This is a genomic window from Psychrobacillus sp. FSL K6-4046, assembly GCF_038624605.1.
Lineage (GTDB): Bacteria > Bacillota > Bacilli > Bacillales_A > Planococcaceae > Psychrobacillus.
Map to the genome: position 1 here is coordinate 2,164,915 of NZ_CP152020.1, position 13,185 is coordinate 2,178,099.

A 13,185-nucleotide genomic window follows, 5' to 3' on the forward strand; every position below is an offset into this window, starting at 1 on the left:
TATTACTGCACTTCCTTCATATTAACTATTATATTATCAATTAATCTTGCTTTTTCAAAAAATACGGCAGCTGCAAATAAGACTTCTTCTGTGTACTCGTTTACAGGTTGTAGTGTTGGATAAGCCAAAGCCTCCAGGTAATCTATTTTACCAGATGTGTTTTCAATTATATATTGTTTAGCTTCAGCAATAGCCTTTTGTACATCCCCCGTGCGATGCACGTTCTCTTTTGCCAGCGTAAGCGCCTTGTAAATATGAGGGGCAACTTCACGTTCTTGCGCGCTAAGAAATACATTTCGCGAACTTTTAGCCAATCCATCTTCTTCACGTATAGTTGGAACAGCAACTATTTCTAGCGGGAAATTGTATGCTTCAACAAACAGCTTAATAATCGCAAGCTGCTGAGCGTCCTTTTGTCCAAAATATGCCTTTGTAGGTTGAACTAAATGAAATAGCTTAGATACTACTTTTAGTACACCATCGAAGTGACCTGGACGTGTGGAACCACATAGCTTGGTAGAAATATCACCGGCATGTATCGTAATCCCACTTTCAAAAGGATACATTTCATCAGGCGTTGGAACAAATAGTAAATCTACTCCAGATTCTACAGCAATCTTTGTATCTCGTTCAATATCTCTTGGATATCTATCTAAATCTTCATTTGGTCCAAACTGTGCTGGATTTACAAAGATACTAGCAACTACGAACTCGTTTTCTGCTCGAGCTCTAGTAAGTAGTGCTTGGTGGCCTTCGTGTAGATACCCCATCGTTGGTACAAAACCAATAGAGTGTTGTTTATGTTTTGCAATAATTGCTTTAAGTTCATCAATCTTTTGTACTGTTTGCATGGCTAGGATTACCTCCGTATAGTTGGTTTAGTTGATCATCCTTCATGGTGAAAGAATGCTCTGTAGCAGGGAATGCACCATTTTTAACTTCTTCTACATACTTCTTAATACCGCTTAAAATAGGTTCCCCCACATTCGCATATTCTTTTACGAACTTCGGTATATGATGAGATCCATACTTAACCAAGTCATGGAATACTAATACTTGGCCGTCCGCAGTCGAACCAGCTCCTATTCCTATCGTTGGTACCATGAGAGCACTCGATATTTGCTCTGTTAGCTGATAAGGGATACACTCCAACACGACAGCACAAGCTCCCGCCTGCTCACATTTTTTGGCATCTTCAATTAGTTTTTGCGCAGCTTCCGCAGTTTTCCCTTGCACTTTATATCCACCCAGAACTCCTGCAGATTGAGGTAACAATCCTAAATGAGCGACTACCGGTATACCAGCAAATGTCAGCTTTTCAATTACAGGTATAATTGCTCCTGCTCCCTCTAGCTTTACAGCCTGTGCACCCGTCTCCTGCATTAAACGAACTGCGTTAGAGAGCGACTGATCGATATTTCCGTGATATGTTCCAAATGGCATATCCACAACTAAAAATGTATTCGGTGCTCCTCTTCTAGCAGCTTTACCATGATGAATCATATCATTCATCGTAACTGTTACGGTAGAATCGTACCCTAGCACTACCATCCCAACTGAATCCCCTACCAAAATCATATCGACATTAGCTTCTTCAGCAAATTTGGCTGTTGGGAAGTCATAAGCTGTGATCATAGAAATCTTTTCTTCATTACTTTTCATTTTCAAAAAATCACTCGTTGTTTTCATCCATTTCCCTCCTTATAAAATTATTACCTCGGTCTAGCACATAAGCTTACCTTTGGTAAAATAGAAGAGAAAACCAAATATAAAGCCCTTCAATCCTAACTTGGACAGAAGGGCAGAAAATTTAAATTCATCGGTTTTCTCCGTCCCTGTCATTCATAGATCAAGGCAGACTATTTAATTTAAAAAAGTAACTTACCGGTGTAGTTCTAAAAAGATACTACCCTTCGCATACAGAATAACAGAATTAGACGAAAACGTCCAAATTAAATTTTGAGTAAATCAATATCAGCCGAATAAATACCTTTTATTTCTCCATTATCTAATTGAAGCTGCAAAGCTCCATCATTAGTAATGCCAATAGCCTGTCCCTCAATTGTATCCCTAAGAGTAGTAGCTCTAATCCTATTGCCAATAGTACAGTTATAGCTCTCCCAAATGAGTTTAATAGGTTCAAAACCTAGAGTGATGTACATATCACTATATTTTTCTAGATAAAATAGAACTTTGGCAGCTAGGAGAGCTCTGTCTACATGTTCTCCAGTTTCCAACTTTAAAGAAGTGGCAATAGATTCCAAAGGTCCTTCAAAGGATTCTGATGTCTGATTTACATTGATACCCATTCCAATAATAATAGCTTGTACACGGTCCATATCTGACTGAAGCTCGGTAAGGATGCCAGTCACTTTCTTCCCATTAATGAGCAGATCATTAGGCCATTTAATGCTTGGCACACAGGTTGTAGTATCTTCTATTGCTCTGGCGATTGCTACAGCAGCTACTAGCGTAAACTGTGCAGCAAATTGAGGACTAATATTAGGTCGGAGTATGAGACTCATCCAGATCCCCTTTCCAGCTGAAGATTCCCAAGAACGGTCTAGTCTACCACGACCAGCAGTCTGCTCCTCTGATACTACTAACGTTCCATGAGCGACACCCTCTCTCGCTTTGTTTGTAGCAATCGTCTGAGTAGAATCACAAACCGGATAATATATAATATTTTTACCTAGTTCTTTTGTTTCGAGATGAAGTGAAATACGTTCACTAGCTAAAGTATCCGGCATCTGTTTAAGAATATAGCCTTTTTTCTTTATAGCTTCAATTTCGTAGCCTTCTTCTCCAAGTCCTTTAAGATACTTCCATACCATCGTTCTAGAAATCTCTAGTTCTTCTGCGAGTGCTTGACCAGAAATTGGGTCTCCCTTTGCAGCCTGGAGTCTCGAAATAATTCTTTCTTTAATTGATATACTCACGAAAAAACCATTCCTTTATCTGTGCTCTGTCGTTTTTTAGTTCTTCGTTCAAAATCATTATTGTTAACTTATCTAAAGCTTCTTTAATCCAAGGGCCTCTTTTTTCCTGCTTCCATTCCATTAAATCATTGCCACTAACTACTACATCTCGCTTAGACGAAATAGCTAACTTCTTTTTTTCTTCTCTCAAGATCTCTGGGGTATATGAATGCTCGATATTAAATAGGACCCTTCCATAGCTCGCTGCTGCAATCAATACTTCATCCGAAAACTGAAACAGCTCCACAGAATCCCAGCTCCCATTATTCAAAGATTCCACAGCACGGAGCACTTCCTTGACGTGTTTTTTTTCTAAATTGGAGCATTTAAAGGCAGAAAGTAGCTCAGTATGGTTAGAATCTTTATTCATTAATATGAAAAATGCCCATCCATTTGCTTTCATCCCAAAGCTATTAAAATCTCCCCATTTAGAGATTGAATCTACCCAATTCCCTACGAAATGTTGAGATATTCCAGTCGAAACAAACAAATCCATTCCTTTGGAGGGGTAATTACTAACCCAAATTTTCTCTAGCTCTACTTTTACTCTCTCTATAGAGATATGACTGATTAAAGGATGAAGCTCTTTGATGGCAGCTTGTGTCGAGCTATCTAAGGTGAAATTTAATTGTGCTGAAAAACGTATAGCTCGTAGCATCCTAAGGGCATCCTCGGAAAACCGTTCCTTTGGATTCCCTACTGCCTTGATCGTACCTTTTTCTAAATCGGAACTTCCTCCGAAGAAGTCGATTAACTTATCTTCTTTAGTTAAAGCCATCGAGTTAATCGTGAAATCACGTCTCTTTAAGTCTTCCTTAAGCGTATGAACAAATTTAACTTCATCCGGTCTTCTATGGTCACTATACGTAGTCTCCGATCGAAAGGTTGTAACTTCAATTGGTTCTGATAAAACAACAAGAACAGTTCCATGTTCAATTCCCACATCAATGGTATGTTCAAATAATTCTTTTACTTGTTGTGGTAAAGCATTAGTTGTTATGTCTACATCGTTAGCTTGCACACCTCTCACGAAGTCTCTTACTGCTCCACCAACCACGTATGCTTCGAAGCCAGCATTTTCAAGTACGGAGATTACTTTATAAGCATCTGGCCATCGATTTTTCATTTATTTTTTCGCCACTCTTTCATACATCTTTTCATATTGCTCTACTATTTGCGAGGAGCTAAAACGTTCCTTTACGATTTGGACTGCCCTTTCCTTTAACTGGTTATGTAAATGAGGATCCTTCAATATTTTCAGACCATATTCGGCAACACTGTCTATATCTCCAAGAGGTACCAAATATCCATTTTCACCAGGTATTATTACTTCAGGTATACCACCGACGGCAGTTCCAATACATGGAACCTCACAAGCCATTGCCTCCAGTAATACTAAACCAAATGACTCTTTTTCAGATAACAGTAGCATCAGATCAGAAATAGAATATAGCTCTGAAACATTTTCTTGTTTTCCAAGAAAAAGAACGTCTTTCTCAATTGGCTTACCCTTCACATATTCCATCACTGGATGCTTTTCTGGACCATCCCCTACTAATAGGAGTTTTGCTGGGACTTCTTTATGCATTAATTCGAAGCTTTTTACAACATCCGGAACGTGCTTGACTTTCCTAAAATTGGATACATGGATGACAACCTTTTCATTCTCTTTAATGCCTAATAATTCTTTTAGGTTGTTTGCATCCTTTTTGTGATACTCTCTTTCATCCACAAAATTATATATCGTCTCAATATCTTTTTTGGTCGTAATTAGCTCTCTAGTTTGTTTCACTAACGATGTAGAGACGGCTGTAACGACATCCGACTTTTCAATTCCATACTGAATGGCTCCCGTCAACGATGAATCATAACCTAGAACTGTAATGTCTGTCCCATGCAAAGTTGTAACAATTCCAATATCAGAATTAGCCATATCCTTAGCAAGGATTGCGCAAACCGCATGTGGTATTGCATAGTGGACATGGAGAACATCTAAGCCCTCATCTTGAATTACTTCAGCCATTTTATTAGCCAAAGCAATATCATAAGGGGCATACTGGAATACAGAGTAACTATTTACCTCCACCTGGTGGAACGTAATAGTTGGATAAATTTTGTTTAAACGAAAGGGAACACTAGATGTGATGAAATGGATCTCATGCCCTTTTTCAGCAAGCATTTTTCCTAGCTCAGTAGCTATAACTCCGGAACCACCAACAGTAGGATAGCAAGTGATACCTATTTTTAGTTTACGCATGTATATGTCCTCTTTTCTTTATCTACCCCGACGTTCTTCTAAAAGACGCCAGTCTAGAAACCCCTCTTCGATTCCTTTAAGGAGAATTTCAGCAGTACCCATATTAGTTGCCAATGGGATTTGATAAACGTCACAAAGGCGGATTAAAGCAGTAACATCCGGCTCGTGAGGCTGCGCTGTAAGGGGATCACGAAAGAAAATAACCATATCCATTTCATTATTAGCGATAGCAGAACCAATTTGTTGGTCTCCGCCTAGTGGACCTGATTTATACCTAAAAACAGAGAGACCGACCTCATTTATAATCCGTGTACCTGTTGTACCAGTAGCAAATAACTCATGCTCTTCAAGAATAGGCTTATATGCTGTTACAAATTGTATTAAATCCTCTTTTTTCTTATCGTGAGCCACCAATGCGATTCTCATCACGTTTTCCTCCTATAAAATAATCTCTTCTAATCCATATATTAATTTATTTTGACACATTACTTCTTTAATAGACAATACCACACCAGACATAAAAGAGCCTCTATTGAATGAGTCATGTCTCAATGTTAATAGTTGACCGTCTCCACCTAATAACACCTGTTGGTGAGCGATTAAGCCTGGCAGTCGAACACTATGAATTCTCATACCTTCAAAATTCGCCCCTCTTGCTCCAGGAAGGATTTCTTCCTCCTGTGGATGTCCTTGCGTTGCCTCTGTTCTAGTGTTTTGTATCATTTGAGCAGTTTTAATAGCAGTGCCCGAAGGTGCATCTATTTTTTCGTCATGATGCATTTCAATAATTTCTACGTCCGGTAAATACTTTGCAGCAGTTTGAGCAAATTTCATCATTAATACTGCACCAATAGAAAAGTTAGGTGCAATGATACAGCCAATTTGTTTTTCTTCCACTAAATTCCTAATACTATCTAGTTGTGCATCAGAAAATCCAGTCGTTCCAACTACAGGTCTTACACCATATTCTAATGCTGTTATTGTATGGTCATATACAGCAGACGGAACTGTCAAATCCACTAAAACATCTGGAGCAGTTTCTTCAATTAATTCAGTTAGGGATGTAAAGATAGGTATATTATCTCCTAGAGTTTCTTCATGTTTTTTAGAATCTAGTAGTCCAACCAATAAAAATTCTGCATTTTTAATAACAGTACTAACTGCTTCTCTTCCCATTTTCCCTCTTGGTCCTGCTATAGCTACTTTAATCACCATAGTTAGTCCTCCTTTTTAGTCCAGCGATCTTTATCTCGAGTGTTATATTTATGTAAAACTTTTTGTAAGGCATCTTCTAAATCTATGCCCTCAGAGTTAGCCAGACAGATTAACACAAAGAAGAAGTCTCCCATTTCATCAGCTAATTCTTTTTGTACTTCCGTATGCTTCTTTTTCTTAGTACCATACTTATGTTGTACCTCTCTCGAAAGCTCACCTAGCTCCTCTGTTAATCTTGCTAGAAGCTCCATAGGAGGAAAATAACCTTCTTTAAATTGGTTTATGTATGTATCAACTTCTTGTTGAAGCATATTTAATGATTTTGTTTCTTTCATTAATCTCACTCTCCTTCATTCATCGTAATAAAAATATAAGGGTGTTGTCAAAAGCAAAAAAATAATATAGATTTAGTATGGACTATAAAATGAGGTGGTACAATGGGGATTGGTTTAAAATTAAAGAATATATTAATGATTATTTTAGGTTCTGCAATATTTAGTTTCGGCTTTGTACACTTTAATATGCAAAACGAACTAGGGGAAGGCGGCTTTTCAGGAATAACATTAATTTTGTACTTTGTCTTTCATTTAGATGTATCTGTAATGAATTTAGTATTAAATATACCTATGTTTATTTTGGGTTGGAAGCTTTTAGGTAGGAGAGTGTTCTATTATACATTAATCGGAACCTTTTCTGTTTCCGTATTCCTGAAAATTTCCCAAATCTACGAAATTCAGCTAGGAATTAATGATGATTTATTTTTAGCCTCTCTTTTTGCTGGTGTGTTTATCGGTGTTGGTTTAGGTATTATCTTCCGAGCTGGCGGAACGACTGGTGGCGTTGACATTATTGCTAGACTAGCTCAAAAGTATCTTGGTTGGAGTATGGGTAAAACCATGTTTATGTTTGATGCCGTGGTTATCATGGTTTCTTGGTTAACCTTCTTAGATATTCGTTCTATGATGTATACGCTTGTAGCAGTATTTGTAGGCGCACGTGTAATTGACTTTGTTCAAGAAGGTGCATATGCTGCTCGTGGAGCATTTATAATTTCTGACCATCAGGACGCTATTGCAAATAGGATTACAAATGAAATGGATCGTGGGGTTACCGTCTTAAAAGGATACGGACATTATACGAAAAAAGATCGTGAAGTATTGTATTGTGTCATTTCTAAAAATGAAATTATCCGTTTAAAAACGATTATAGCTTCTGTTGATCCGCATGCCTTTGTTTCGGTAACAGAAATGAACGATGTCATGGGCGAAGGCTTTACGTTAGATGAACAAAAAAAACCGTTGCTTTAAATTATGAAAGAGCATGCTCACACTTCTACAGTGTAAGCATGCTCTTTTGTTAAGAATTGTTGTTATTCATTAGGCTATGTTAAAGGGTAGGGTTGATTTATAATCCAAAGAAATCTTAGATCAGAGAGTAGAATTGATTTCCGCCCCAGCCGGACGCTTTCCGTGGGGTGAGCGATAAGCCATCACCCGTCGCTAACGCGCGCGGTTGTGATGACTTATCTGTCTCACTCATCCCACTGGAGTCGCCGTCTTCGCTCCAATCAATAAATGGGAACAGCTTTAGCATTGATAAAGAACTAATAAATTTACTCGCATAAACAAAGCTAAAAAACTGTCACCAACCCCATTTTCATCATCTATTTATGTTCTTAATAGCCATTTGAAAGTTCAATTGTTTATGTTTACAGTCACTATAAAAAGGAATTGTTAGTCAAAATCAACCAATAACTTTAACAAAGCTATTCATTAAAAGAGACTATCTCAACAAGCTAAGATAGTCTCCTTTGTTTTATAAAATTCTGAAGCTATGGATAAATTGAGTTTATCGCCTTGCCCCTCGGGGTCAAATGGTAAAAAGCTCCGGTGGCTGAGGAACTGCCTCCTCGCTTTTCTCCATTTGCCTGTCGGGGCAGACATAGGCGCTTGCGCTTTTCTTGATGTCTAGCTTCAGCGCCTTACCCCTCGGGGTCAAATGGATAATAGCTCCGGTGGCTGAGGAACTGCCTCCTCGCTATTCTCCATTTGCCTGTCGGGGCAGAGACAGGCGCTTGCGCTTTTCTTGTTTATTCGCTTCTTGACATTCCTGTATAGATTAATACTAAACGTAATAATTCTAATACGGCAACTGCTGCTGCTGCAACGTATGTTAATGCTGCTGCACTTAATACTTTTTTAGCGTGACGCTCTTCTTCGTTTCTAATTACTCCTAATGAAACCATTTGGTTCATAGCACGACTAGAAGCATTAAACTCTACAGGAAGTGTAACGATTTGGAATACAACCCCCATAGCAAGAAGAATGATACCTAATAACAGCATATTAGTAGAAGTAGCAAAGATACCAATCATGATAAATACCCATGAGGCATTGGAAGAAATATTAGCTACTGGTACTAACTTGTGTCGTAATGTTAAGAAAGAGTATGCCTCTTTATGTTGAATCGCATGACCAACTTCATGGGCAGCTATTGCAGCTCCAGCTACAGAAGCCTCATGGTAGTTATGGCTAGATAAAGCTACTATTTTCGTCATTGGGTTATAATGATCACTCAAAAACCCGCTACTTTCCACTACCTTAACTTCATATAAACCATTCTCATCTAATATTCGTCTAGCTACTTCTGCACCAGTCATTCCTGAAGTGGAGCGGACTTTGGAATATTTCTTATAGGTACTTTTTACTTTCATTTGTGCGTATAGTGGCAACAATAAAATTATCGCAAAATAAACGATATACATTCCCAACAGAAATTCCCCCTCTCGATATCTAATTAATATTTTATATGCTATTTACCTTGCAATCAACTGATACGATTTGTCCTTTTCTGATATACGACATACGATAAGAGAATACACGCAATCGATAACCAGAAGGTAAAATAGCCTATATTACTAGCGTACTCACTTAGGCTTCTATACGTAGGCATTTGACCAAATACATAGTCTATCACATCATTGTGGAGCGTCCAAATGGCTGCGATCACAATATGGACAAATTTAAATCGGTAAAAAGGAATATATAGAATAGCTTGAAGTGCCATAGCAAAATGTGAGCCTACTAGCATCCAGCCCATCCAGCCTATATCTCCAGTTTCTACTAACGTCCATAAATTCATAACAACAGCCCATAGTCCGTATTTCACAAGTGTAATAAGCGCTAAAGCTTCTATTAGTTTCCAGTTTTTATTCATTAGCCAACCTAAAAGAGCAAGTGTAAAAAATAGACTCGCCGTTGGACTATCCGGTACAAATATTAGAAATTTTGTTTCAGTAACAGATAATTGGCCATTATACCAATAATATCCATAAATTGTTCCGATTAGGTTTACGTAAAATAACAACCACATGAATGATTTATTGTAGAGCAACAATTTTATATGCGTCATCATATATATTTCCCATACTCCCCTATTTTATTATAACTAGAATAACTATAATTTTTTGTGAAGAATTTGTAAAATTTCATTAAAGGAATAATTGCTAAAAAAAGAGAGTCAGTTACCTGACTCTCTTTTTTTGGATTATTCTGCTGGTTGTAAAGTTGTGATAAACTCAGCAAGCTGTTGTAATTCCTCTTCCGTTCCTTGGAATGTGCCACCTGGCATAGTTCCAATCCCTTCATGAGCAATTTCAACGATTTCTTCAGCTGTATATTCTAAACCAATAAGTGGTTTACCTATACCGCCTTCAAAAGCATTACCGTGACAACCTATACATGATGAGCCCTGATATATTTCAAATCCAGGAGCAGTTTCATCAATTTCTACAGCCACTTCTTCTCTAATTTCACCTTGTGCTTTAGCAGCTTCCCAGTCGTGGTTAGCTACAGATTCCCAAGTTAAGAAAATAATTGAAGCGATAGCTAAAAGCATGAAACCAGTTGGTAATGGACGTTTCCATGGGCTTCTTTCCTTGCTTGTATCTAAGAATGGTACTAGTAAAAGTGCTCCGAAAGCAAGACCTGGCATAACGATTGCTCCAATGATGTTGTATGGTCCAGAAGCAAATTCGTATTTTAATAATTGATATAAAAATAGGAAATACCAGTCAGGTAAAGGAATATAAGCTGTGTCCGTTGGATCAGCTGGTCGCTCTAACGGCGATGGATGTGCAACTGTCAATACTAAATAACCGACTAAAAATACTGCTCCGACTAACCATTCTTTTAGCAAGAAGTCAGGCCAGAAAGCTTCTGTTTTACCTGGATACTCAGAATAGTCTTTAGGAGTTTTCTTTTTACGGCTAGAAGGATCCGTTACACGAGAATCTCCAACAAATTTCAAACCTTTTCCGCGATGCATATTGTCCCCTCCTTTTAAGAATTATCTGTTCCACTTACCCATTATAGTGGTCCAGAAATACCTTGACGACGAATCATGATAAAGTGAGCTGCAAGTAAAGCAAAAAGAGCAGCCGGCAAGAAGAATACATGAATCGCGAAGAATCTTGTTAATGTTTGTGCACCGATGATTGTCTCATCACCAGCTAATAATGTTTTGATCATGCCACCGATAACCGGTACAGATGCGGCAATTTCAATACCTACTTTTGTAGCGAACAATGCTTTCATGTCCCAAGGAAGTAGGTAACCTGTAAATCCTAAACCTAACATAACAGCGAAGATTAATACTCCGACCATCCAGTTTAGTTCACGAGGTTTTTTGTAAGAACCAGTAAAGAATACACGTAAAGTATGTAAGAACATCATAACAATTACAAGAGATGCTCCCCAGTGATGCATTCCACGCACGATTTCACCGAATGCTACTTCATTTTGAAGGTAGTAAACTGATTCCCATGCATTCTCGATATCCGGTACATAATACATTGTTAAGAACATACCAGATAGAATTTGAATAACTGTAATGAAGAACGTTAATCCCCCGAAACAATAAACAAATGCTGAGAAATGATGTGCAGGGTTTACGTGTTCTGGTACTTCATGGTCTGCAATATCACGCCATATAGGTGTAATATCAAGACGTTCATCCACCCAATCATAGATTTTATTAAGCACTGATGTCGTACCCCCTTACATTAAACTAATGTGTTAGTTATAGCTTTTCCAATTTCTAAGAAACCGTTATTTTCACGTACTTCAAATTGATCCAACGGACCTAGAGGTGGTGTTTTTGCAACATTCTGTCCGTTTTTCTCGTAACGGCCTGCGTGACATGGACAGAAAAATTGATTTTTGTGTGCTGGGTCACCTTCCCAGTTAACTGTGCATCCTAAGTGTTTACATACTGGAGACAATGCAATAATGCTATCTCCTTCTTTGTAAACCCATGCAGCGCTAGTTACATCAGACTTGTACCAGGCATCTACCTGCTCGAAAGTAAAGTCTACTCGTTCAGGAACCTCAGTAAGGTCTGCAATCTTCTTCTCAGTCAGTACATAATCTCCACCTTCTGATTTTTGCAATACAGGATCAACTGCAAAACGTACCATTGGCATAAGCATACCTGCTGCCATGAATCCGCCAACACCTGTTAATGTATAACTTAAAAATTGGCGTCTTGATACTTTATTGTTACTCATCCTTTTCCCCCCTCTAACTTAAAGGTCAGTCCAATGGACATACTTGCTTGAATTAATAATACTAGGACATTTCAATGATATATCAATAAAAAAGGAAGGTCAATAATTCCTGCTACGAATTATGAACTTTGTGAACAAATAATGAAACATATTGTCACTAATTCGCCCACTTATTCGCAAAACGAGGGATTAATTGTCTTAATTGATCCTCCAATACGGATAATTTCATTTTTTGATCCATGGAATCAAGTGGTATTGATGGGAACCACAGGACATTTTGTTCCTCTCCCATTGTACTCCACTCTCTGTCAGAAGTAACGTAAAAGATATGTTTAAATCCAGCTTTTTTAAATTCTTCATTCCAAGCCTCCAATAATGATAGCTTGTCCTGAGATCCTGTATAAGAGAAGGAAGGAAATAAAACGATCCTTCCTTTGAACTGATTTTCAATTGTATTTGCTAGCGACAAAGTAAAATCTGCAGCTGAGGCAGCAAATGGAAATCCATGCTCTGAACCATCTATTAATATAAGTGGGACTATCGCTGTGTCAATATATTCTTTTTGTGCTTGAAAAACTGTGCTATCTTTTCCGTTCCAATGCATGTTATCTCTCCTATTTTTCTCTATACGGTAGATTTTTCCATAGTGCGGAAAGTTCGAGAAACTTTTCTTTATTATTATCATCAATTGCTTGATCAATCTGTTTTTTTAGTTGTTCGGCCTGAAAAGATTGCAAGCTTTCGGTTAAAATATCCTCTGCAATTAGCTTATCTTTTTCACTAATATGCAGATATTTGGGCATATACGGGTTTTCTTCTAATACTGCTAAATACTCGGGACTTGGGGGCAGTGTTTGAAAGTTCAATTGTATATACATCTCTTCATCTGGGTTTAAGCGAAGATCGTGAAAAGATTTTTCAGCATCTGCTGTCATGATACTACCTTTATAAAATCTAAAAGGTATTCCGGAGGATGTAGTAACAGACATAATCATAGCTCTTGGACAATAATGGGCTTCCTCCACAAAGTGTACATTGTTCAACATTGTTTCGTGGCTTATTAAGTAATTTAAAATCCACACACATTCTCTTCTCTTCATTTGATACTTTTTCAGAAACCAACGGACAAATTCTTTTTTCTCACCAACTGAAACAGAAGCAGTCACATA

Annotated in this window: 16 protein-coding genes; 1 reads left to right on the forward strand and 15 read right to left on the reverse strand. The window is 37.9% G+C overall.

The window, feature by feature from the left end; genetic code table 11:
- Nucleotides 1-2: 2 nt before the first annotated feature.
- From panC to MKY09_RS10710, 8 genes are all read right to left on the reverse strand, one after another.
- Complete coding sequence (panC, locus tag MKY09_RS10675; protein ID WP_340883703.1) at nucleotides 3-851, reverse strand: pantoate--beta-alanine ligase; 849 nt, start codon at nucleotides 849-851, stop codon at nucleotides 3-5.
- Nucleotides 829-1,689, reverse strand: a complete 861-nt coding sequence (gene panB, locus MKY09_RS10680) for a 3-methyl-2-oxobutanoate hydroxymethyltransferase (protein ID WP_340883705.1) — start codon at nucleotides 1,687-1,689, stop codon at nucleotides 829-831. The genes panC and panB overlap by 23 nt, the downstream gene beginning before the upstream one ends.
- A 263-nt stretch (nucleotides 1,690-1,952) precedes the next feature.
- Complete coding sequence (locus MKY09_RS10685) at nucleotides 1,953-2,939, reverse strand: biotin--[acetyl-CoA-carboxylase] ligase (protein WP_340883706.1); 987 nt, start codon at nucleotides 2,937-2,939, stop codon at nucleotides 1,953-1,955.
- Nucleotides 2,923-4,104 (reverse strand): CCA tRNA nucleotidyltransferase, encoded by a 1,182-nt coding sequence (locus tag MKY09_RS10690; protein ID WP_340883707.1) that lies wholly within the window; start codon nucleotides 4,102-4,104, stop codon nucleotides 2,923-2,925. The genes MKY09_RS10685 and MKY09_RS10690 overlap by 17 nt, the downstream gene beginning before the upstream one ends.
- Nucleotides 4,105-5,235, reverse strand: a complete 1,131-nt coding sequence (bshA, locus tag MKY09_RS10695; protein ID WP_340883708.1) for an N-acetyl-alpha-D-glucosaminyl L-malate synthase BshA — start codon at nucleotides 5,233-5,235, stop codon at nucleotides 4,105-4,107.
- Nucleotides 5,236-5,253: 18 nt separating this feature from the next.
- Nucleotides 5,254-5,661: a methylglyoxal synthase gene (gene mgsA, locus MKY09_RS10700; RefSeq protein ID WP_169359559.1), complete on the reverse strand. Its 408-nt coding sequence runs from the start codon at nucleotides 5,659-5,661 to the stop codon at nucleotides 5,254-5,256.
- 12 nt (nucleotides 5,662-5,673) lie between these two features.
- Nucleotides 5,674-6,450 (reverse strand): 4-hydroxy-tetrahydrodipicolinate reductase, encoded by a 777-nt coding sequence (gene dapB, locus MKY09_RS10705; RefSeq protein ID WP_298469467.1) that lies wholly within the window; start codon nucleotides 6,448-6,450, stop codon nucleotides 5,674-5,676.
- 2 nt (nucleotides 6,451-6,452) lie between these two features.
- Nucleotides 6,453-6,785 carry a nucleotide pyrophosphohydrolase gene (locus MKY09_RS10710; protein WP_251555909.1) on the reverse strand — a complete coding sequence of 111 codons (333 nt, stop codon included), beginning with the start codon at nucleotides 6,783-6,785 and terminating at the stop codon, nucleotides 6,453-6,455.
- A 102-nt stretch (nucleotides 6,786-6,887) separates the two neighbouring features.
- On the opposite strand from MKY09_RS10710, the gene MKY09_RS10715 reads away from it, so the two are divergent.
- On the forward strand, nucleotides 6,888-7,757 hold the full coding sequence (locus MKY09_RS10715) for a YitT family protein (RefSeq protein ID WP_340883710.1): 870 nt from the start codon (nucleotides 6,888-6,890) through the stop codon (nucleotides 7,755-7,757).
- Between the two features lie 782 nt (nucleotides 7,758-8,539).
- Here MKY09_RS10715 and MKY09_RS10720 read toward each other — a convergent pair.
- The 7 genes from MKY09_RS10720 to MKY09_RS10750 form a co-directional block, all read right to left on the reverse strand.
- Nucleotides 8,540-9,214, reverse strand: a complete 675-nt coding sequence (locus MKY09_RS10720; RefSeq protein WP_251556021.1) for a zinc metallopeptidase — start codon at nucleotides 9,212-9,214, stop codon at nucleotides 8,540-8,542.
- 62 nt (nucleotides 9,215-9,276) lie between these two features.
- Nucleotides 9,277-9,864, reverse strand: coding sequence for a DUF1405 domain-containing protein (locus tag MKY09_RS10725; protein ID WP_251555911.1), 588 nt, complete (start codon nucleotides 9,862-9,864; stop codon nucleotides 9,277-9,279).
- A 132-nt stretch (nucleotides 9,865-9,996) separates the two neighbouring features.
- Nucleotides 9,997-10,776, reverse strand: a complete 780-nt coding sequence (locus MKY09_RS10730) for a menaquinol-cytochrome c reductase cytochrome b/c subunit (RefSeq protein WP_251555914.1) — start codon at nucleotides 10,774-10,776, stop codon at nucleotides 9,997-9,999.
- A 41-nt stretch (nucleotides 10,777-10,817) separates the two neighbouring features.
- Complete coding sequence (locus MKY09_RS10735; RefSeq protein ID WP_144536871.1) at nucleotides 10,818-11,492, reverse strand: cytochrome b6; 675 nt, start codon at nucleotides 11,490-11,492, stop codon at nucleotides 10,818-10,820.
- A gap of 20 nt (nucleotides 11,493-11,512) precedes the next feature.
- Nucleotides 11,513-12,016, reverse strand: coding sequence for a ubiquinol-cytochrome c reductase iron-sulfur subunit (locus MKY09_RS10740; protein WP_169359565.1), 504 nt, complete (start codon nucleotides 12,014-12,016; stop codon nucleotides 11,513-11,515).
- Between the two features lie 157 nt (nucleotides 12,017-12,173).
- On the reverse strand, nucleotides 12,174-12,620 hold the full coding sequence (locus MKY09_RS10745) for a DUF2487 family protein (protein WP_169359566.1): 447 nt from the start codon (nucleotides 12,618-12,620) through the stop codon (nucleotides 12,174-12,176).
- A 10-nt stretch (nucleotides 12,621-12,630) separates the two neighbouring features.
- On the reverse strand, nucleotides 12,631-13,182 hold the full coding sequence (locus MKY09_RS10750; RefSeq protein ID WP_169359567.1) for a ReoY family proteolytic degradation factor: 552 nt from the start codon (nucleotides 13,180-13,182) through the stop codon (nucleotides 12,631-12,633).
- Nucleotides 13,183-13,185 lie beyond the last annotated feature (3 nt).